The sequence below is a fragment of the Apibacter sp. ESL0432 genome, assembly GCF_019469225.1.
Taxonomy (GTDB): domain Bacteria; phylum Bacteroidota; class Bacteroidia; order Flavobacteriales; family Weeksellaceae; genus Apibacter.
Genome location: NZ_CP048266.1, coordinates 1,507,058 through 1,528,781 on the forward strand (window position 1 = coordinate 1,507,058; position 21,724 = coordinate 1,528,781).

The 21,724-nt window shown below is 32.1% G+C and carries 16 protein-coding genes; 7 read left to right on the plus strand and 9 right to left on the minus strand.

From position 1 onward, the window contains the following. Positions 1–166: 166 nt before the first annotated feature. Both pepT and GYM73_RS06400 read left to right on the plus strand, forming a co-directional pair. Complete coding sequence (pepT, locus tag GYM73_RS06395; RefSeq protein ID WP_220233338.1) at positions 167–1,414, plus strand: peptidase T; 1,248 nt, start codon at positions 167–169, stop codon at positions 1,412–1,414. A gap of 19 nt (positions 1,415–1,433) precedes the next feature. Beyond that, entirely contained in the window at positions 1,434–2,990 is a 1,557-nt protein-coding gene (locus GYM73_RS06400; protein WP_220233339.1) for a S8 family serine peptidase, read from the plus strand. Between the two features lie 58 nt (positions 2,991–3,048). Here the strand turns inward: GYM73_RS06400 and GYM73_RS06405 are convergent, their stop codons facing one another. The 9 genes from GYM73_RS06405 to GYM73_RS06445 all read right to left on the minus strand — a co-directional run bounded on the left by GYM73_RS06405 (position 3,049) and on the right by GYM73_RS06445 (position 16,813). Further along, complete coding sequence (locus GYM73_RS06405) at positions 3,049–4,980, minus strand: site-specific recombinase (RefSeq protein ID WP_220233340.1); 1,932 nt, start codon at positions 4,978–4,980, stop codon at positions 3,049–3,051. A gap of 136 nt (positions 4,981–5,116) precedes the next feature. Beyond that, positions 5,117–5,596 carry an ankyrin repeat domain-containing protein gene (locus tag GYM73_RS06410; RefSeq protein WP_220233341.1) on the minus strand — a complete coding sequence of 160 codons (480 nt, stop codon included), beginning with the start codon at positions 5,594–5,596 and terminating at the stop codon, positions 5,117–5,119. Positions 5,597–5,681: 85 nt separating this feature from the next. Then, positions 5,682–7,121, minus strand: coding sequence for a catalase (locus tag GYM73_RS06415; protein ID WP_160564003.1), 1,440 nt, complete (start codon positions 7,119–7,121; stop codon positions 5,682–5,684). Between the two features lie 680 nt (positions 7,122–7,801). Beyond that, entirely contained in the window at positions 7,802–10,123 is a 2,322-nt protein-coding gene (locus tag GYM73_RS06420; RefSeq protein ID WP_160564005.1) for an ATP-dependent helicase, read from the minus strand. 164 nt (positions 10,124–10,287) lie between these two features. Continuing rightward, positions 10,288–11,880: a phosphoenolpyruvate carboxykinase (ATP) gene (gene pckA / locus GYM73_RS06425; RefSeq protein ID WP_220233342.1), complete on the minus strand. Its 1,593-nt coding sequence runs from the start codon at positions 11,878–11,880 to the stop codon at positions 10,288–10,290. A 208-nt stretch (positions 11,881–12,088) separates the two neighbouring features. Continuing rightward, entirely contained in the window at positions 12,089–13,279 is a 1,191-nt protein-coding gene (locus tag GYM73_RS06430; RefSeq protein WP_220233343.1) for an ABC transporter permease, read from the minus strand. Continuing rightward, a complete protein-coding gene (locus GYM73_RS06435) occupies positions 13,272–14,438 on the minus strand; it encodes an ABC transporter permease (protein ID WP_220233344.1) in 1,167 nt (388 codons plus the stop codon). Before GYM73_RS06435 ends, GYM73_RS06430 begins: the two co-directional genes overlap by 8 nt. After that, positions 14,438–15,430, minus strand: a complete 993-nt coding sequence (locus tag GYM73_RS06440; RefSeq protein WP_220233345.1) for an HlyD family secretion protein — start codon at positions 15,428–15,430, stop codon at positions 14,438–14,440. The genes GYM73_RS06435 and GYM73_RS06440 overlap by 1 nt, the downstream gene beginning before the upstream one ends. A gap of 9 nt (positions 15,431–15,439) precedes the next feature. Continuing rightward, positions 15,440–16,813: a TolC family protein gene (locus GYM73_RS06445; protein WP_160542022.1), complete on the minus strand. Its 1,374-nt coding sequence runs from the start codon at positions 16,811–16,813 to the stop codon at positions 15,440–15,442. A gap of 166 nt (positions 16,814–16,979) precedes the next feature. Here GYM73_RS06445 and GYM73_RS06450 point away from each other — a divergent pair, with 166 nt between their 5' ends. From GYM73_RS06450 to purH, 5 genes are all read left to right on the plus strand, one after another. Next, entirely contained in the window at positions 16,980–18,047 is a 1,068-nt protein-coding gene (locus GYM73_RS06450) for an NADH:flavin oxidoreductase/NADH oxidase (RefSeq protein WP_160542021.1), read from the plus strand. 119 nt (positions 18,048–18,166) lie between these two features. After that, on the plus strand, positions 18,167–18,529 hold the full coding sequence (locus tag GYM73_RS06455) for a DUF1573 domain-containing protein (RefSeq protein ID WP_105297941.1): 363 nt from the start codon (positions 18,167–18,169) through the stop codon (positions 18,527–18,529). Positions 18,530–18,558: 29 nt separating this feature from the next. Further along, positions 18,559–18,963: a DUF1573 domain-containing protein gene (locus tag GYM73_RS06460; RefSeq protein WP_160566789.1), complete on the plus strand. Its 405-nt coding sequence runs from the start codon at positions 18,559–18,561 to the stop codon at positions 18,961–18,963. 158 nt (positions 18,964–19,121) lie between these two features. Next, positions 19,122–20,162, plus strand: a complete 1,041-nt coding sequence (locus GYM73_RS06465) for a hypothetical protein (protein WP_166004232.1) — start codon at positions 19,122–19,124, stop codon at positions 20,160–20,162. 16 nt (positions 20,163–20,178) lie between these two features. Then, positions 20,179–21,687, plus strand: coding sequence for a bifunctional phosphoribosylaminoimidazolecarboxamide formyltransferase/IMP cyclohydrolase (gene purH / locus GYM73_RS06470; RefSeq protein WP_220233346.1), 1,509 nt, complete (start codon positions 20,179–20,181; stop codon positions 21,685–21,687). Positions 21,688–21,724: the final 37 nt, after the last annotated feature.

Sequence of the window (21,724 nt, forward strand, 5' to 3'; positions counted from 1 at the left end):
TCAAATTAAAATCCAAAGATTTTAATTAAAAATGTAACTAATTAAATTATTTAATTCCATTAGACCCAATAAAAAGTTTAGAGTTCATCTATATCATTTATTAAATCTTTTAATAACAAATATATTTTTTTATAAATTTGATGAAATTATCACTATCTATTAAATAATGTCAACAAATTTAACCTCACATTGGGAAGATAAACTTCTTAATCGTTTTTTAAAATATGTTAGCTTTCATTCTACCAGCGAAGCAGGTATAGAAAAAATACCCAGTACTGAAAGACAATGGAATATAGCCAACTACATTTTCAATGAATTAAAATCCATAGGATTGGAAAATGTTTCCATTGATGAAAACGGTTATGTTATGGGTTTTATTCCTTCAAACAGTTCTCAAGAATTACCAACCGTGGGATTTATATCTCATTATGATACTTCACCTGATTTTTCAGGAGAAAACGTAAAACCTAAAATTTGGAAGAATTATGATGGTAATAATTTACTTTTAAATGAAGCCACCGGTTTTACATTAAAAGTTACTGAATTTCCTGAGCTTAAAGATCACATGGGAGAAACTTTGATTACTACCGATGGAACCACCTTACTAGGAGCTGACGATAAAGCCGGAATTGCAGAAATAGTAACCGCTGCGGAATATTTATTACAGCATCCCGAAATTAAACATGGAAGAATAGCCATTGGATTTACTCCCGATGAAGAAGTAGGAAAGGGTGCCGATTTATTCGATGTAAAAAAATTTGGTGCTAAATGGGCATATACTGTAGATGGCGGTGAAGTTGGCGAGCTGGAATTTGAAAATTTTAATGCCGGAGGAGCTGTCATATCAATTATCGGTAAAAGTGTTCATCCCGGATCTGCTAAAGGAAAAATGATTAACGCGGGCTTACTGGCTGTTGAATTTGCAAGTGCCATGCCTTCAGATGAAACACCGGCAAATACCGATGGCTATGAAGGATTTTATCATTTGACAAAAATTACCGGTAACGTGGAAAAAGCTCAATTGCAATATATCATTCGAGATCATGATTTCAAAAAATATGAATTAAGAAAAGCCTTTATGAAGGATGTTAGCACGAAACTTAATTCCAAATACGGCGAGGGAACTTTTAAAATTGAAATAGAAGATCAATATTTCAATATGAAGGAAAAAATTGAAGATAAAATGTACATCATTGACATTGCAAAAACCGCAATGGAAAAGGTTGGAGTTACCCCTAACATTAAAGCAATCAGAGGAGGCACAGATGGTTCGAAACTTTCCTATATGGGATTGCCTTGTCCGAATATATTTGCCGGAGGTCTTAATTTTCACGGACCTTATGAATTTGTACCATTAGAATCTATGATTAAAGCAACTCAAGTAATAATAGAGATTTCTCAAAATATAAAGTAAAAATTAAAATTCACTCCGTATGAAAAAAAAATATGCTGTTCTTTTTTACCTTTTTTCTCTACTTTTTATAAATGCTCAAACAGGTAACAAAATTATTGTTAAGCTGAAAGATAGTTCTCATGGAGAATTGAATCGCGCGAATAAAGTATCCGGCATAAATAGATTATTTTCGTCGAGTAAAGCAGAGAAAATCGTACTGAGCGAAAAAGACCATAATACCATTTACACCGTAGAATTTCCGGAACATTCTGATTTAAAAAAAATTATTGAAGAATATTATAAAACCGGAGAAATTGAATACGCCGAACCGGACTATATTTATACTACTCAAGTTCAATCTGCAACTGTTCACCCAAATGATCCGTATTATAAATATCAATGGGGATTACATAATGACGGATCGATTTCAACCGCTATAAATAATTATCCTTCCAAAATAGGAGCGGATATAAATATGGAAAAAGCATGGGAAATTGAAAAAGGGAGCGATTCTATAATTGTGGCAATAATTGATACAGGATTAAATGTAAATCATCCGGAACTTAAAAACCGATTCTGGTCTAATATAGGTAAAAATTTTATCGAGAATCAAAACCCAAACGACTTATCTTCCACCAATGACCATGCAACCAATATAGCAGGTATTATCGCAGCAAATGCTAATGATGGTATGGGGTTTGCCGGAATTGATTGGTATTGTAAGCTAATGATTCTAAAAACTTTGGATAACGACGGTTCCGGGTATACAACTGCTATTGCCAATGCAATACATTACGCCGTTGATAATGGCGCAAGAGTAATTAATTTGTCATTGGGAAGTAGAAATTATTCCCAATTAATGAGTACGGCAATTGAAAAAGCCATAAAAAATAATGTGGTCGTAGTAGCAGCTATGGGAAATGAAAATAGCATTCAGGAGAATTATCCCGCAGCCTATCCCGGTGTTATTGCGGTTGGATCTATAAATGCTGAATCTAATCGTTCTAATCCATTTTTTCGCACATCGAATACCGGAAGTAATTATGGAAATCATATTTCTGTAGTAGCTCCCGGAGATGTTATTTGCAGTATATATGATAATTCAATATTTAATCTAAATAATTGCTTGAGTGGCACTTCTCAGGCTACTCCTCATGTTGTGGGATTAGCTTCTCTACTTTTGGCTCAAGATTCACGCAGAACTCCCGCCGATATTAAAGCTATTATTGAAAAAACAGCTGACGATCAAATGGGTAATCCTTTAGAGGATACCCCCGGTTGGGATAAGTATTACGGATATGGAAGAATCAATGCTTATCGTGCTCTTTCAGAAAAAATTATTGATGAAAATAATGATTTAAATAATAAAAGTGTAAAAATATATCCCAATCCGGCTAAATATAAATTTACTTGTGATTTTCCTTCAAATACTACACAAATTACCATTTTTACTAATTTGGGACAGATTATTCAATCTAAAACTATTAACGGATTGACTAGTGATAGCTTTTATATTTCACAACCGGGAATATATTTTATACATTTTCAATTAGATGACGGTAAAAAAATTTCTAAGAAAATAAGTATTATAAAATAAATCTTAAGAGATAATGAATTTAAAAACAACTTTCAGAAGATCACTGAAAGTTGTTTTTTTATTCTATTGGTAAGAAAAAACGAGCCGGATTTTTTATAAATAATTTTAAAGCAGAATAAAGTATTTTCCCCATTTCTTTAGTCGGCACATTAACGGATTTCATAGCGACCCATAATGATAACGAAAAGCTTACCAGAAAATTAAATAATCCTATCCCGAAAATTCCTACAAATCCTAAAATAAAGTCTCCACATGAAATATCAAAGTTAAAAAATGATAATGCCATTGCATAATTACCTCCTGAAAATGTAATATGGCGAATATCGAAAGGTACGCCTAAAAAGTTACCGATCAGAAATGCGCTGCCCAAACAAAAACCTAAAAAAACATTTCCCGAAATACCTCCTATTTTTTTATTATACCAATTGGCCCAGCTCCTTCTTCTTTTTTCTTTGACAAAACGTTTTAGTAAAGGATGATTATAAAGCCTTTCCGGTATATTGTGATAACGGGTATAATTTTCTGTGATTCCTGATATTAAACCGGATATAAACAAAAATAGACCGGCAATGGAAGCAAACCAAAAAATTTTAAAATCAAGGTGAACCACTTCATCTCTAAAATCGGTTGCTTTATGCAAGTTTAATAGCTGAATTCCTGTAAAATACGACAAAAAGTAATATAATCCTACGCCAACAATAAAAGCTGCAAAAACATTACCTATAAAAGCGATAAACTGGCTTCTGAATATTCTTGAAAATAACAATCCGAACTCTGTATAATCATTGGCAGATTTTTCATCTTGATTTAGAGCATGAGCCAATGTAGCCGCTGTCATGGCGGGTTGTTTGGTTGCTAAGGTCCAATGAATTAAATATATAGAAACAAATCCCCAGGAATAATTTAGACTGTAAAATAAGGCTTGGATAAAAGGCGTATAAGTACGCATACCTATTTGAGCTTTTATAAAACACAAGATAGCCACCAAAAAACCTCCTCCCATTGCAGAATAAAGCATTTGGATGTATTCTTTTGATGTATTGGTTATGTATTTTTTACCCGCTTGTCTATTGTGCCATGTAACTAAAGAAGCGACTACATAAAGTGTACTTTGAAATGAGTTCGTAACACTACTTTTTGTTGAGTATATACCCAATAATTTTTTAGTAATGTTAGCCATTGCAAGGGATAAAGATTTATTATCCAGTAGATAGAGAGCATTTAAAAGTATAAGTATACGATCCAATTGTTGTCTTAAACAAGTTACTTTAATCGTAATCGGTAAAGATATACCTTTACTTTCTTTTTGATCAATGATATTATCTAAATAAATTTTACATAATTTGATTTGATCGGATAAAGTATCTATTTTTTCTCGATTTATAATTTCATGATCTTGTAATATCTTTATAAGACTGCTGGTTAATTTTTGAAATGGGTTTTCTTCAATATTCCTTATGTAACTCATTTTAAAAACTTCAGTATCCGCAGCTCCTCCTATAACCCTGTCAATTAATATGAGTGCTCCTTCTCTGATTTGTTTAATTACATATCCCCTATTACAAATAATTACATCATCGTTAAATAAAACTTCATAAAATTTTTCCCATCGGTCCAGCGGAATCAATTTCATGAAATTATGGTTTACATTAGAATAAAGAACTTCATTAGCTAATGAGAGCAGCGTTTGGTCATCAGAAATTTGAGGTAAAATTTTATTACCTATTTGTCTGAAAAATAATGATATCAGTTTATCATTAGTAAATATTCCAAAATCCGTTAAAAATTTCTGCATGTATATATTCCTGAATAAAGGAATAAGACGCCCGATAAATTTTTCTTTTATGGAATCATTAGTATGTAATAAGTTGGTAATATAGTCTATAAAATCAATAGAATTATCAAAATTTTTTCTACCGTATTTTAATAAACTCAGTAAAAAATTACGCTCTTCTCTATTATTTAAAATCTTAATTAATTTTTCTTCCATCTTTATCTTCCGACTAACTTTAATATCTCATTTTATATATTGTATTTTTATCTGTATACTCTATGAACAAGTGCATATCGTCATAAATTAATTATAACGATATACAAGTAAAAATAAATATATTGAATCTATAAAGTTAATATATCTTTTCCAATAAAGCGGATATTTCTTTTAAACCTTGAATTTTTGCATGAATGGCCGGAGTATTTCCTCTTAAATCTGCGATCGATGGATCAGCCCCACTTTCTAATAATAATTTAACTATAGAAGGCCGATTAAACGATGCAGCATATATTAATGCAGTAGCTCCGCTGTAATTAGTTTCATTAACGTTTGCGCCAGCATTTATTAATTTATCTGCAATGGTATCAAACCCCTTAAAACATACTCCCATTAATGCGGTATTACCCGAAGCATCTTTTTCATCTACCCTAGAATCAAATTCCAATAAATAATCAACGATTTCCTCATGACCATAATAAGTAGCTAAAAGTAAAGGATTATAACCGCGTCTGTCTTTATAAGTTAATAGAGATAAATCATTTTTCAAAATTTCAGTTACAAGATCTAAATTGTTATCTCTTATTGCTTGAAATAATACTTCTGGATTTCCCATATAAAAAATATTAAAAAAAATCTGCCGAATAGTATTTCGGCAGAGTAAAAGTTTATTAGTGAATATTAATTTTTAGTGTATTTTTTTAAATTCCAAGTGCTTTTCTAACACCATTTCCGTATTCAGGATCTGCTTGATCAAATAATTTTAATTGTCTTTCGATTATTTCTCTGGATACTCCTTGCATAGCATCTTTGATATTATTAAAAAGCCTCTGTTTTTCTTCTTCCGTAAATAATCTAAATAAGTCTCCGGGTTGCTTAAAATCACCATAAGTATCATTTTCCTCGAAACGATTTATATCACCATGGATTTTATAAGGCGGTTCTTGAAACGAGCGATCTTCAACCGGCCCATTTTTGGAATTTGGCTCATAATAGGCATCCGGATTTTCGTTTAAATTTTCAAAAAAACGCATTTGTCCGTCTTTATAATAGGGATTGTTCTCTGATAAAGGATGATTTGCCGGTAAAAACTCATAATGAGTTCCTAATCTATAACGGTGCGCATCAGCATAAGAGAATATTCTGGCTTGTAAAACTTTGTCCGGTGAAAAGGATATTCCGGGAACTATATTAGATGGTGAAAATGCTGCATTTTCAATGTATTGAAAATAATTGCTCGGATTTTCATTTAATTCCATAACTCCAATTTCGATTAACGGATAGTCTGAATGAGGCCATACTTTTGTTAAATCAAAAGGATTATAAGGAGTTTTTAAGGCGTCTTCTTCCGGCATGATTTGAGCATAAACGGTCCATCTGGGAAAGTCTCCTTTTTCGATTGCCCCGAATAATTGTTCTTGATAATATTCTCTGGTTTTACCGGTAATATCTTGTGCTTCTTGATTGGTTAAGTTTTGTATCTCTTGTTGTGTTTTGAAATGAAGTTTAAACCAAAAACGTTCTCCATTATTATTCCAAAACGAAAAAGTATGTGAACTGAATCCATGCATATGCATCGGGCTTTTTGGTATACCTCGGTCTGACATCAATATGGTAACTTGATGTAAGCTTTCCGGAGTCAATGACCAGAAGTCCCACATGGCTTCACTTGATCTTAAATTTGTTTTAGGGTGTCTTTTTTGTGTGTGTATAAAATCAGGAAATTTATAACCGTCTCTAATAAAGAATACCGGTGTGTTATTTCCAACCATATCCCAATTTCCTTCTTCTGTATAAAATTTCAATGCGAAACCTCTAACATCCCTATCTAAGTCTGATGCTCCAGATTCACCTGCAACTACAGAAAAACGTGCCAACATCCTGGTCTTTTTCCCGATTTCTGAAAAGATTTTTGCGCGTGTGTAGCGGGTAATGTCATGAGTCACCGTAAAGGTCCCGAAAGCCCCCCAACCTTTAGCGTGAACTACTCGCTCCGGTATACGTTCTCTATTTTGATTGGCTAATTTTTCAATTAGTTGATAATCTTGTATTAGAACCGGACCTCTTAAGCCTGCCGTCAATGATTTTTGATTATTAGCTATCGGATTTCCAGCAGTAGTAGTCAACTTCTCGTTGCTCATTTGAATTGCTCTTTAAGTGTTAATAAAGTTTTTTTTGAGTGTTTAATAAACCTTTACATCAAATCAATTGATTGATTTTAATATAGTATAAATATTCCTCATATTATAATATTTATATGCAATATAGCTATTACTATGCCAAATTACAAATTATTATCCAATATTATTTTCACTTTTAAATTTTAACATTGTGTATATAAAAAAATATTAACAGTATAATTAACATATTAAAACACATATAACAAATATTATATTGATTATAATAATAAAACATGATATTATAGTAATTAGTAAAAATTATATGATTTTTGTTAGTAATATAAAATTTTAACGTTTAAATAAATCAATTTTTCAATTTTCTTTAAAAATTAAAAAAATAATTTTTACAATCTTACCCATTTTTATATTAGATATTTCATTTTTAATATTTTATAAAGGCATAAGAATAGGTAATTTGAATTATTTAGATATTAAATTTTAAAATTAGGTAAGTCAACATTCATAGATATTTTATTGAAATCCGCAACTTTAAATAGAGTGAAAATAATTCAAAACGATTAAACAAAAAAAAACGGTTTTATCAACCGTTTTCTTTAACTACATATTATTATTAATTTTTCTTTCTTTATGGTGTGAATTTTTTTTGCAAAAAGATTAAATATATTTTTGAAAATAGTTATTTATTCTAAAACCTTGAGTTTAGCAAATTTTAACAATAATTTTTTATCTCCCTCATTTTCAAAATTTATAAGTGCTTTAGCATTTTCGGGATCTCCTTCAATTGATACTACAGTACCTTTTCCGAAACGGTCATGCAAGACATGATCTCCTATCTTTAAATTGGCAACCGAACCTCCTACCGGATTTGCTAATTTTGCATTAGATATGGGCTTTAAGTTTTGTGGTGATTTAATCGGATCTTTCGACTTCTGATAAATAGGATTGGGTCCTTTAGGATATCTAGGTGCGAAATCATCGGCAAAGATATCCGAGTTCAATCCCGAATTATTTCTTATCGAATTCGTAAAACTGATATTTAAAACTTCCAAATGCTTTTCACTGATTTCTTCCAAAAATCTACTCGGCTCTCCATCCACTATTTTACCCCATCTGAAACGTGTGGTAGCGTACGTGAAATAGGCTTTTTCTTCAGCTCTGGTTAATGCTACATAAAATAATCTTCTTTCTTCTTCTAATTCCTGACGGGTGTTTAATGACATTTGAGAAGGAAATAAATTTTCTTCTAAACCAACTATAAAAACCACCGGAAATTCCAACCCTTTGGCTAAATGGATCGTCATTAATGAAACTTTATCATCGTCTTCTTCACCTGAATCTAAATCTGAAGCTAAAGCTATATTTTCCAGGAAAAAATTTAAACTAGGATCTCCTTCATCCAGCTGTCTTTGTTCATCTACAAATCCTTGTAAACTGTTTAATAATTCTTGTATATTTTCTACTCTTGAAATTCCTTCAGGTGTGTCGTCTTCTTTTAATGTTTTTAGAATTCCTGAGGTAACGGCAACTTTCATGGCAACTTCATATACGTCTTCCGTCTTCAGTAAAACCTGAAAACTTTTAATCATAGTCCAAAAGTTGACTAATTTATCAATGGTTGGTTTGTTTAAACCTAAAGAATTTCCTAAAAACTCAATCTGTTCCAGAATTTCATCCAAAGACTTTTGCTGCTGATCTGCTCCTACAATTAGCTTATTGACAGTTGTATCTCCTATACCTCTGGCAGGATAATTTATAATTCTTAATAGGGCCTCCTGATCTTTTGGATTCACTAATATTCTTAAATAGGCTAAGAGATCCTTAATTTCTTTTCTTTGATAGAAGGAAAGCCCTCCAAATACTTTATACGATATATTTTTCTTTCGTAAGGCTTCTTCTATAGCTCTTGATTGGGCATTGGTGCGATAAAGTACGGCAAAATTTTTATTTTTTTTCTGTTGAGACATTTTCAATGAAAATATCTCTGATGCTACATAATTTGCTTCATCTGCATCCGAAAGAGCTCTATAAACAGGAATTTTATCTCCTGAAGGGTTTTGCGTCCATACATTTTTTTCAAGTTGATCCCTATTTTTAGCAATCACCTCATTCGCTGCTTCCACAATAATTTGTGTGGATCGATAATTTTGTTCCAGAGGAATTATTTTGGCATCCGGATAATCTTTTTTGAAATTTAGGATATTTCTAATATTTGCTCCCCTAAATGCATATATAGATTGTGCATCATCTCCAACTACACATATATTTTCAAATCTGGATGCAAGTGCTTTTACAATTAAATATTGTGAATGATTCGTATCTTGATACTCATCCACCATAATATAGCGAAAACGGTCTTGGTATTTGGCCAAGGATTCAGGAAAACGGGTAAGCAATTCATTGGTTCTAAGCAAAAGGTCATCAAAATCCATTGCTCCCGATTTGAAACAACGATCTACATAGGCTTGATATATGTGACCAATTTTTGGTCGCATAGCGGCAGTATCTGCTTCAATTAATTCCGGGTTATTAAAATATGCCCGAACCGTGATTAAATTATTTTTGTAACTTGATATGCGTCCTAAAACCTGTTTAGGTTTATAAATATCAGTATCAAGCTGTAGTTCATTTATTATTTTTTTTATAACATTAAGACAATCCTGTTGATCATAAATAGTAAAATTAGAAGGAAACCCTAATTTATTTGCTTCTGCACGTAAAATTCTCGCAAAAACGGAATGAAATGTTCCCATCCATAAATTTTTAGCTTCAGTTCCTCCAATTAATGCAGCTATTCTTTCTTTCATTTCTCGTGCTGCTTTATTCGTAAATGTAAGCGCAAGAATATTAAAGGAATCTACTCCTTTATCTATTAAATGGGCAATCCTGTAAGTTAAAACCCTGGTCTTTCCTGAACCTGCACCTGCTATTATCATTAAGGGGCCTTCTGTTGTACTAACTGCCTGTTTTTGAACTTCGTTTAAATCTGCAAATAAATCTTTCATACGAAGTCAAAGTTAGGAATTATTCATTAAATTTCTATATAGTGATTTTGATGGTAAATCAAATTTCAAAGTTTTTCAATTTATAGTGTTAACAATTTTAATTCAAAAAAAATTCTCTGATTTTAACTAATCAGAGAATTTAATAATGTGATTATGTTTGTTATTTATAATTTCGGTCCTGCTGCTACTAATTTTTTACCTTCTTCAGTATCCGTATATTGCTTAAAGTTCGCAATATATTTAGCTGCTAAGTCTTTAGCTTTTGTTTCCCACTCTGATACATTAGAATAGGTAGTTCTTGGGTCTAATATGTCGGATACGTTTGGTAATTTAGTAGGGAAAGTCAGATTTAAATATGGGATTGTATTAGTAGCAGCTTTCTCAATAGATCCATCAATTATAGCATCTACAATAGCACGAGTATCTTTTAAAGATATACGTTTTCCAGTTCCGTTCCATCCGGTATTTACTAAATATGCTTTAGCTCCATGTTTTTTCATTTTAGAAACCAATGTTTTTGAATACATGGTTGGGTGTAACGAAAGGAATGCTTCACCAAAAGCCGGTGAGAAAGATGGTAGAGGTTCTGTAATTCCTCTTTCAGTTCCTGCTAATTTGGAAGTATACCCACATAGGAAGTGATATTGTGCTTGTTCTTCATCTAAAATGGAAACCGGAGGCAATACTCCAAAAGCATCTGCTGATAAATAAATTATTTTTTTAGCATGTCCGGCTTTAGATGGAAGAACAATTTTATTTATATAGTATATAGGATAAGATACACGAGTATTTTCTGTAATAGATTTATCTTTGAAATCTACTTCTCCATTTGATTTTACAACAACATTTTCTAATAAAGCATCTCGTCTGATAGCTCTCCAAATATCCGGTTCTTTTTCCTCGGAAAGGTCAATTACTTTTGCGTAGCAACCTCCTTCATAGTTAAATACTCCGTTATCATCCCATCCGTGTTCATCATCACCGATTAGATAACGTTTCGGATCAGCAGATAGAGTGGTTTTTCCTGTACCTGATAAACCAAAGTAAATGGCTACATCTCCGGCTTCTCCAACGTTTGCTGAACAGTGCATAGAGGCCATTCCTTTTAATGGTAAATAGTAATTCATCATGGAGAACATACCTTTTTTCATCTCTCCTCCATACCAAGTTCCTCCAATAATTTGTACTTTTTGGGTAAGGTTAAACATAACAAAGTTTTCTGAATTCAACCCTTGTTCTTTCCAGTTTGGATTGGTAACCTTAGATCCGTTCATAATAAAGAAATCAGGCTCTCCATAGTGTTCAAGTTCGTATTGAGATGGACGTATAAACATATTGGTAACAAAATGTGCCTGCCATGCTACTTCCATAACAAATCTGACTTTCATTCTTGTATCTTTATTGGTTCCACAAAAAGTATCAACCACGTACAATTTTTTGTTAGATAGTTGTTTAGCTACTAAACCTTTTAGATTATCGAAAGTTTGTGGGGTTGTTGGTACATTAATTTTACCATCCCACCATATAGTATTTTCTGTTACTGAATCTTTTACAATATATCGGTCCTTTGGCGAACGTCCGGTGAAAACTCCTGTTTTTACGGCTACGGCTCCTGAAGTAGTTAATTCTCCTTTTTCATACCCATCATTTTTAGGATCCATTTCCGCTTGATATAGTTGTTCATAGGTTGGATTGTGAACAATTTCTTTAATACCTGAGATCCCATGTTTCTCTAGTGATTTTATTAAGTTTTCCATAATTTAAAATAAATTAATTTCTTTTTTTTGTATATACAAATCTAACAATATAAATCTACATATTTTTTTCTCTTATATATGATATAACTCACTAGTCGAAAAAATGTAATTATTAAAAAATTAAAATTTATGGCAAATTATCAGAATATTAAAATAACAGATCCCTTCTTAATTTGAGTATTATGTTCTAAAGTGGCTTATTTTTATCTTATTTGCTTAAATTCACATAAGCTAATCTTTTTAATGTTAACGCAGCAATTACGAAATAAATCAGACACATGATCCACATTTGCAACCACAGTTCTTTTATTTCTATAAGTGAAGCTCCCGATTGGGTTATTTCCAAAAAGCCTTTTACGGCTAACGTTGTCGGAAATATATAGGATATTACTTTTATCCATTCAGGAAATGCCAATGTTGGCCAAGATACCCCGCATAGAAATAATGAGGGGATAGAAAATATAGTGACGATCATAATGGCATCTTCTCGTTTTTTAAAAAAGTTCATCAAAAATATTCCTAAAAATGTAACGGAGAAGATAAAGGGAATTAAAAATACAAATACCTCAAATGGATTACCCCGTTGTGGAAACTTAAAAAGTCCCATAACCAATCCTACTTGAATTACCATCAAAATCATTGATATTAACAAATAAGCACCTGATCTACCCAACAATACCGGAATAGTTCCCAATGGCTTTTTAATAAAAGGGTATAATTTTGTATATGATTTTCGTTCTCTTTGTGTTCCTCCCAAAACTCCCATAGCAGAAATTTGCAGCGTTTGTATGGCAATTAAAAATACAACCGGCATAACAAAAGTTGCGTATCCCGAATCTATGTTAAATAACGGAACAGATACCGTATCAATAGGTCTTCTTGAGGCAACTGCTTGTTTTTGAGGCGTTCCACCCGCCATCAATTTATTAACTTCAATTTGAGCACTATAAGTTCCTATAGAAGCGGTTACAGAAGTTAAAAACTGTTTGTAATAAAGCATGTATGATGCATCACAATATACAGAAATAGAAGGTACTTCCCCTCTTTGTATTTTTCTGGTAAAATCTTTAGGTAAAAGAATAATACCTTTAACCTTTCCTAAATTAAAAAGATTTTCAGCTTCTAATAAGCTGGTAGCAGAATGATCTATTTTTACCTGTTGAGATGAATTTAACATTCGTGTAATGGTATGAGTCATCTGTGACTGGTCCTGGTCTACAACAGCTATAGGTATTTTAGTAACTATTTCATTAGAATAAATATATGAATATAAAAAGCCAACTATTATGGGACTAATAAGATAGGATGATTTTACGGCTGCATCTGAAAATATAAGACGAATTTCTTTTACAAATGTTTTGCCTATTACCGATATATATTCTACTAGATCTTTAAACATAATATCCTCCTTTTTTTAATAATCGATTATAGCCGGGCATGGAAGCAAATCCTATCAGACAAAATATCATAAAAGCTATTAAATAACCGAAGTTAAGACTACCTATCGCAATTCCTCTAACGGCATAATCAATAATAAACCGCAAATAAGAAGTAAATGGAAACGTATAACTTAAATATTGTATCACATCCGGTAAGCCTTCCTTAGGAAAAGTATATCCGGTAAATGAAAATGCTATGGCTGAATAGGAACCGCCTAAAGTCAAGGCCGAACGCAAATCTTTATTAAAGCTGACGTAAAATAATCCAAATAACTGACAAACGATTACAAATACTATAAAATAAATATTCACAATAAGAAAATTACCTCTTAAAGGAATTCCTATTTTATAGTACAATAAACTATTCATAAAAAAACCGATTAAAGAAAACAAAAGGGTATAGGGTAAAGTTTTGGCCCAAAATGAAACCCAGACATTTCCTCTACTTTTTACATAAAGTTCTCTGCCTTTTCGGTCTTTCAGAACTGATCCTAACACATAGATTGATACTACCATCACTATTATTTGCAAGGCCATAGGCATTAAAGCAATAGTAAGATAATAGGAATAGTTTGTGTAAGGATTAAACAGTATATGTTGTTTTGAATTTATGGGAGATGTAGCTGCTAAAGCTTGTTTTTGAGTAAGTCCTTTTTGTGTTAAGCCACTGATGTGAGCTCCGGCAGCAAAAGATCCTACCGTTGATTGAAAGGCTTTATTAATCAATCCTCCGGCTAAGAGATAGTTATTATTGTAATAACAAGCTACCTGAGTATCGATATTTCTATAAATATCATTTTCAAAATTTGCCGGAATAATTATTAAGGCAAAAGCCTTATCCGTTCGTATCATTTTCTCCCCATCTTGTTGATTCTCCACTTCAGCTACGATATCCATAGAAGATGTTGCATTCAGCATCCTTCCCAATTCTCTGGATGTATTCGATTTGTCTTGATCTAATAAAACAACGGGAAATTTTCGTGGTACTCCTTCCTGCAAAAGACTAGCATAATATAAAAACAATCCACAAGGCAAAATTACAGCCAAAAACATTAATCTTGGACTGGTCAAAAGCCTTTGAACCTCATTTAAAAATATGGAAAAAAAGCCTTTTTGCATTAATCTTTTTTCAATGATTTTTCATCAACTAATGCACTCATACCGGGTCTTAAGCCTTCCACTTTTTCCATGGGATATGCTTTAATCTCAAAGGTTTTCATATCAAAATCGCCTTGAGTTTTGGTAGCACTCCATGTAGCAAAGTCTCCTTGTGCTGCAATATATCGAACTTGTAATTTAATTTTTTTATTGTTTAACGCGGGAATTTGTGCTTCGAAAGTGGAACCTTTTTTAAAACTTGACATTAAATTCTCTTTGATGTTAAACACCACCCAAACATCATTTAAATCAACCAGATTTACAATTGGATATCCCGCACTTACAACCTCTCCTCTATTCGGAATTATTTTTAATACTTCGGCATTTGAAGGTGAAAGTACTTTAGCTTCTTTTTTATAAGCTAATACCTCTTCTATTGCTCCTTGCGCCTGATTAACTTGTGCAGATGCTGCTTCTTTATCCTCACTTCTTGACCCATTTATTGCCATTTTATAATTTGCATAGGCTGCTTTCTCTAATTCTCTGGAAGCCTTACTTTGAGTGTACGCTTCATCTCTTTTTTGCGCAGATATTACTTTATCGTTATATAAATTCTGCATTCTTTCATAAGTCTTATCTGCCAGCTCTGCTGATGCTTTTGCTTGTTGCCATTGATTGTAAGCTCCTTGTATTTGTTCTGTTCGAGTTCCTTTTTTGGCTTTTTTATCTTGAGCTTCTGCTGCAGCTTTTGCAGATTCTGCTTGTATTAATTTAGCATCTAATTCCGGCGTACTTAAGACAGCCAACAAATCACCTTCTTTTACCATGTCTCCTTCCTTGATTAGTACCTGTTCGAGTCTTCCTGCAATTTTAGGTGATACATTAATTTGAGTAGCATCTACTTGACCTTGAATGGTTACTTGAGTCGGCTTATTCATAAACCATATAGAAAGGCCTATTATGGCTATAATTATTATGATACTTATGATGGAACTTATAAGTTTACTTTTCATATAAAATGATTATTGATTCGTATATTTTATAAAATCTTGACTTAATCCGCTATATTCTAATAAAGATGCTAAATCGACCACATAATTATAACTGGCTTGTATTTTTTGCAACTTTATACCCGATAAATTAACTTCAGCATCGACCACATCTGTTGAGGTTTGAACCCCTTCTGAAAATCCTTTTACTCTCACTCGAAGTAATTCTTCTGCTTGAACTATTTGAACATCTAAGTTTTGTATTTGTTCTTCTTGTTTTTGTATGTCTTGAAATATTTTTTCAATCAGAGTCCGAATGTCTTTTTTAGCTTTATCTTGAGAATATAATACACTTTCTTTGGTTGCTTTTGCTGATTTTATTTCATTTTTGTATTGCAGACCGTTAAAAATAGTATAGGTCATTCCCACTCCCAAAGACCAGGGTTTTCTATTTTTTTTCATACCCCCTATCGGGTTATTATGAATTAAAATTGAATTTCCTAAGGCTGATATGGTTGGATAATAGGTTGATTTTTTGGATTTAATTGATTGTTCGGTTAATTCAACTTGAAGTTGAAGCTTTTGTAATTCCGGATAATTTTCAACGGCGAAATCCTGATAATAATCTAACGGATGTAAATAAGGAACAATAAAAAATGGAGTTGTTAATTCTTCATTAACTTGATCTATTCCTAAGGTATTTGCCAATGCTACCCTTGCCAATTCAGCATCTTTTTGAGCGGCAAGATATTGTCGATTAGCTTCTGATACGGCAACATCTGCTTGAAGTTTTTCAACAGGTGCTATCAACCCTTGTTGTTCCATTTTAGTTGCATTATACAAATGTTGATTCATTCCGTCCAACACTTGTTTTCTTACTAAAAGTGCATCTTCAGCTAATTTAACTTGAAAATATCTTTCGGCTAATTCCGAAATCAGCTTATTTTTAGTACTTACTAACTCTTTATTTCCTATTTCTGCCTTTAATTTTGAAGCTTCAATTGCGGCATTAATTTTTCCTCCTGTGAACAATGGCCAAGTAAATTTAACTCCTCCTAAGGCTATATCTCTTTTGAGGAGATTTACATCCCAATTTCCTAATTCCTCAGGATCAGAAATATTTAAAGCATCCGCAACTTCTGATCTGGCACCATTTAAATTGGTTCCAATTTTTTTATCTCGGTATATACCGGCTCCAAAAATGTCTAATTGAGGAAAACGTAATCCTTTGTAAGATTTTAAGTCAAATTGATAGGCTTCTTCTTGCTTCTCGGCTGCTTTAATCAGATTATTTTCTTTATACATAATAATCTGAGATTCTGAAAATGATAGTGATTGAGAACAGAGTCTTAAAGATATGCTAAAAGCTAACACTAATGTCAAGGAATTTCTGATATATCCTATCATACTTTTATAAATATTATAATTACAAAAATATAATATTTTTTAATATAATTTATTTTTAATTGGGGTATCCATTGTAAAGTTATTAACTTTGATTTGTATATATTTTAAAAACAACATCATAGTTATTATATATTATCTAAAAAAACAATAAAAACCTAAAAATAGTATGTCAAAATTATTTAAACCTTTACCTTTAGAAGGTAACACGCTAAAAAACAGGATCATAATGTCTCCCATGTGTCAATATTCTGCTCATGATGGTTTTGCCAATAATTGGCACTTAATACACTATGGAACCCGTGCGGTGGGAGGAGTTGCGGCAATTATTCAAGAGGCCACTGCCGTTTCCCCTCAAGGTAGAATTACCTATAAAGATTTGGGTATCTGGAAAGACGAACATATTCTTAAATTAAGTGAAATTGTACAATCAATTCACGATAATAACTGTTTAGCGGGTATCCAATTAGCTCATGCAGGACGAAAGGCCAGTACTCCTATTCCTTGGCTTCCTAATGAAAAACTGGATGAAGGATATAAGAAATGGGCTATAGTAGCGCCTTCTCCTGTTCCTTTCGACGGTAATTCCCAAAAACCAAGAGAACTATCTATTGATGAAATAAATATCATTATCAATGATTTTAAAGAAGGAGCAGAAAGAGCTGTGAAAGCAGGTTATGATATTATTGAAATACACGCTGCTCATGGATATCTTATTCATGAATTTTTATCTCCTCTAAGTAATGTAAGAAAAGATGATTACGGAGGTAATTTTCAAAATAGAATTCGATTGCTGGTTAGAATTATAGAAGCAATTAAACAAATACTTCCTAAAAGAATTTCTCTATGGGTTAGAATTTCTGCCACCGATTGGATAGAAGGCGGTTGGAGTGTAGATGAATCTGTAGAATTGGCCGAAATAGTAAAAAATTTAGGTGTAGAGGTTTTAGATGTCTCATCCGGTGGTTTAACTCCCCATGCTAAAATACCCAATAAACCTAATTACCAAGTGCCTTTTGCCAATAAAATAAAAAATAATTCTGCCATAATAACCGGAACGGTTGGATTGATAACCCAAGCTGTTCAAGCAGAAGAAATACTCGAAAATAACGAAGCTGATTTAATTTTCCTGGGTAGAGAGCTGTTACGTAATCCATACTTTGCTTTAGAAGCCGCCCATATTTTAGAAAAAGACACCTTATGGCCCCTACCCTATGAAAGAGCTAAATTTAGATAAGACCTTCTGTTTATGATTTCAAAAAATTCATTTTTATTACCAATTATATTATTAGATGGTATTATTTTTGAAAATAAAATTAAGCTAAAGTGAATTTAAAATTTTATATCTTTACAAGTATGAAAAAAACTGCTATATTAGTTTTTCTCCTATTTTTAGGAAGTTTCATTTCCGCTCAATCTATAACATTCAGTCAAGATCAAATAGATTATGGAATAATTAAAAAAAATTCTGATGGTAATCAAATTTTCAAATTTACCAATACAGGTGACAAACCTTTGATTATTTCCAATGTTAAATCATCATGTGATTGTTCTGTACCTTCATGGACCAGAACTCCTATTTTACCGGGTAAATCAGGTGAGATAAACGTTAAGTATAATACAAAGAATCTTGGTAAATTTTCCAAATCAATTGAGGTATTCAGTAATGATCCAAAAATTTCAAGAAAGCTTTTAAAAATTAAAGGGGAAGTTCAATAGTTAAAAAAATAGTTAAATATATATCAAACATGAAAAAGTTCGTTTTAAGTTCGGCATTCCTATTGGGAGCATTCATTTTCAGCAATGCTCAGGAAATTAAAATTACCAATTATGAAAATAATACGGTAGATTATGGGAATGTAAACAAAGGATCTAATGGCAAAAGAATTATAAAAATTCAAAATGTGGGAGATAAACCGTTAATTATTTCCAATATAAACACTTCTTGCGGATGTACGGTACCTCAATGGACTACAGAACCTATCGCACCGGGAAAAAAAGGTGAAATTACGGTTACCTACAATACTTCTAATGTAGGAAGATTCAGCAGAACCATTACTATATCTTCTAATGATGAGAAAAAACCAAATTTACCGGTAAGAATAGAAGGTGTTGTTTTAGCTCCTGAAACCAATCCTGGCACCGATAAATAATTGTAATAATTTATAATACTTAAAGTAAGGACATTGCATAGTTCAGTGTCCTTTCTTTTTAAAATTAATAGTCTTTTTATACGTCTGTATATATGTTTTTTGTAGCTTTGTGTTTTCACACTAAATTCATTATTTACGTCTAATAACTTCTTATTTACATGAAAAAGATTGTTAATATTTTTCTTTTTTTAGTTTTTTTGATAATTGTTGCCGGATGCATAATGCCATCTTTTCTTCCCAAAAAAATAGAAATTATAGCTACTAAAGAGTTTAACAATCCAATCAGTGAAGTCTTTGCGGAATTTAATGATCTTGAAAATTACGCTTCTTGGGGATTATTAATTAATGAAGATTCTGTTAATACTCGGATAAATTACTTTGCCCCTTATAAAGGTACAGGAAGCAGTTTAACTTGGAATAATGCTAAGGACCATTCCATAGGTAAAGGAGAATATAAAATTTTAAAAAGCAAAGTAAACAACACCATAAAATCTCAAATAATTTTTGTTGAAAACGGTGTAGTTTGTATCGAGGATATAGATTTTCAATCAAATGGAGGAGTGACCGATGTAACCATCCACCTCACAACAGAAAATTTTACTTATTTTACTCGCATTTTTGCTTATTTATATTCTCATAAATTGGAAGAAAGCTTAATTAAAAGTCTTGATAAACTTTCTATACTATTACAGAATGGGCGATCCAATAAACAACTCCACGAAGGTGATGCTGAATATATTGATTTTAAAGGAATTCAAATGATAGCCATTAAAAATGAAACTTCCACAAATGCTGAGGAAGTTTATAAAGCTATGTATAAGTCTTTACATGAAATATCAAATTATTTAACAGATAGTTTAAAATATTCTTATAAAGATATTGAAAATCCTATTATTTATTACAGTACTTTTGACACATTGGCTAAAAGTACCATTTTTTATACAGGTTATCCCGTGGAATCTAATATAAACCCTCCTAATTCTGTTATGAGCTTGATAACTCTACCTGCCGGAAAAGCAATCACTACTCCTATAAATGAAAACGTTCATAACCTTTTTAAAACCCGTTACACTTTAGATAAATATGCTAAAGAAAATGGAGTTAAACTTAAAAATAGTTACTGGGAAGAATATCAGGATATCCCTCAATCTGTAGATGATGATGTAAAAGGAAAAGCCTTTTATTTAATTACCGAATAAATGTAAAATCATAGTAATGAAAAGAGCTTTAATAAGTGTTTCAGACAAAACCAATATAATTGATTTTTCAATTTTTTTACAATCTCAAGGGTATGAAATTATTTCAACCGGTGGAACTTATAAGCATCTTAAAACCAATGGCCTTAATGTCACCGAAGTTAGTGAATATACCGGTTTTCCTGAAATATTGGATGGAAGAGTTAAAACGTTACATCCTTCTATTCATGGGGGTATACTGGCTTCCAGGACAAAAGAAGAACATTTACAATCCATTCATGATCTTAAAATAAAAACTATAGATCTGGTTATTGTGAACCTATATCCGTTTTTCGATAAACTAAATAAAGGATTATCAGAGCAGGAAATGATAGAATTTATTGATATAGGCGGACCTACTATGCTACGATCAGCTGCAAAAAATTTTCACTCTGTAACGGTTATATCTCAAATTGAAGATTATAGTTTAGTAATAGAAGAGTTAAAAAAAGATGGAGATACTTCTTTAGCTACACGAAAGAAATTGGCCGGTAAAGTGTTTAACCTGACATCTTCTTATGATGCAGCCATATCCGGATATCTTTTGCAGGATGATTATCCTCAGTATTTGAACACTTCTTTTGAAAAAGTCGAAAATTTAAGGTATGGAGAAAATCCGCATCAAAAAGCAGCCTTTTATATAGATAAATCCAAAAACGGAGCTATGAAGGACTTTGAACAATTACAAGGTAAAGAACTTTCATTTAATAATTTCCGAGATATGGATATGGCGTATAAAGTTGTTAATGAATTTTCAGAAATTTCCTGTTGTGCGGTAAAACATTCTACTCCCTGTGGAGTAGCTCTGGGAAATACTATAGTTGAAGCTTATCAAAAAGCATTTGAATGTGATCCAATTTCAATTTTTGGAGGGATCATCGCTTTTAATCGAACTGTTGATGAGGAAACAGCTCGTTTATTGGTAACCGTTTTTATAGAAATAGTTATTGCTCCATCATTTACGGGTGAAGCTTTACAAGTATTATCTTCTAAAAAAAGTTTGCGCGTTATAAAAGTAAACAACCCTGTATCGGATTCAGTTGAATTCGTTAAGGTCGATGGCGGTTTATTAGTTCAGGACGTGGATCATGCTTCAGCTACTGATTTTACACAAGTAACAAATTCAGCTCCTGACAAAAAACAATTGGAAGATTTGATTTTTGCTCAAAAAATAGTAAAACATGCCAAATCCAATGCTATTGTGGTTGCTTCTGATTTCCAAGCCCTGGGTATTGGTTCGGGACAAACTAATAGAATATGGGCGGCTCAAGAAGCAATTGAACGCGCCAAAGAAAAAAGAACCGATCATTTGGTTTTGGCTTCTGATGCATTCTTTCCCTTTCGAGATGTAGTAGATACCGCAGCAAAGAATGGTATAACTGCTATTATTCAGCCCGGAGGTTCCATACGTGATAAAGAAAGCATTGAGGCTTGTAATGAATACAATATTCCTATGATATTTACGGGAATACGTCATTTTAAGCATTAGTATCATTGATTTTTATATCATGCAATTAATTTCAACC

Coding starts and splice junctions, on each gene's coding strand:
- pepT (WP_220233338.1), top strand. CDS start 167: ATGTCAACAAATTTAACCTCACATTGGGAAGATAAACTTCTTAATCGT.
- GYM73_RS06400 (WP_220233339.1), top strand. CDS start 1,434: ATGAAAAAAAAATATGCTGTTCTTTTTTACCTTTTTTCTCTACTTTTT.
- GYM73_RS06405 (WP_220233340.1), bottom strand. CDS start 4,980: ATGGAAGAAAAATTAATTAAGATTTTAAATAATAGAGAAGAGCGTAAT.
- GYM73_RS06410 (WP_220233341.1), bottom strand. CDS start 5,596: ATGGGAAATCCAGAAGTATTATTTCAAGCAATAAGAGATAACAATTTA.
- GYM73_RS06415 (WP_160564003.1), bottom strand. CDS start 7,121: ATGAGCAACGAGAAGTTGACTACTACTGCTGGAAATCCGATAGCTAAT.
- GYM73_RS06420 (WP_160564005.1), bottom strand. CDS start 10,123: ATGAAAGATTTATTTGCAGATTTAAACGAAGTTCAAAAACAGGCAGTT.
- pckA (WP_220233342.1), bottom strand. CDS start 11,880: ATGGAAAACTTAATAAAATCACTAGAGAAACATGGGATCTCAGGTATT.
- GYM73_RS06430 (WP_220233343.1), bottom strand. CDS start 13,279: ATGTTTAAAGATCTAGTAGAATATATATCGGTAATAGGCAAAACATTT.
- GYM73_RS06435 (WP_220233344.1), bottom strand. CDS start 14,438: ATGCAAAAAGGCTTTTTTTCCATATTTTTAAATGAGGTTCAAAGGCTT.
- GYM73_RS06440 (WP_220233345.1), bottom strand. CDS start 15,430: ATGAAAAGTAAACTTATAAGTTCCATCATAAGTATCATAATAATTATA.
- GYM73_RS06445 (WP_160542022.1), bottom strand. CDS start 16,813: ATGATAGGATATATCAGAAATTCCTTGACATTAGTGTTAGCTTTTAGC.
- GYM73_RS06450 (WP_160542021.1), top strand. CDS start 16,980: ATGTCAAAATTATTTAAACCTTTACCTTTAGAAGGTAACACGCTAAAA.
- GYM73_RS06455 (WP_105297941.1), top strand. CDS start 18,167: ATGAAAAAAACTGCTATATTAGTTTTTCTCCTATTTTTAGGAAGTTTC.
- GYM73_RS06460 (WP_160566789.1), top strand. CDS start 18,559: ATGAAAAAGTTCGTTTTAAGTTCGGCATTCCTATTGGGAGCATTCATT.
- GYM73_RS06465 (WP_166004232.1), top strand. CDS start 19,122: ATGAAAAAGATTGTTAATATTTTTCTTTTTTTAGTTTTTTTGATAATT.
- purH (WP_220233346.1), top strand. CDS start 20,179: ATGAAAAGAGCTTTAATAAGTGTTTCAGACAAAACCAATATAATTGAT.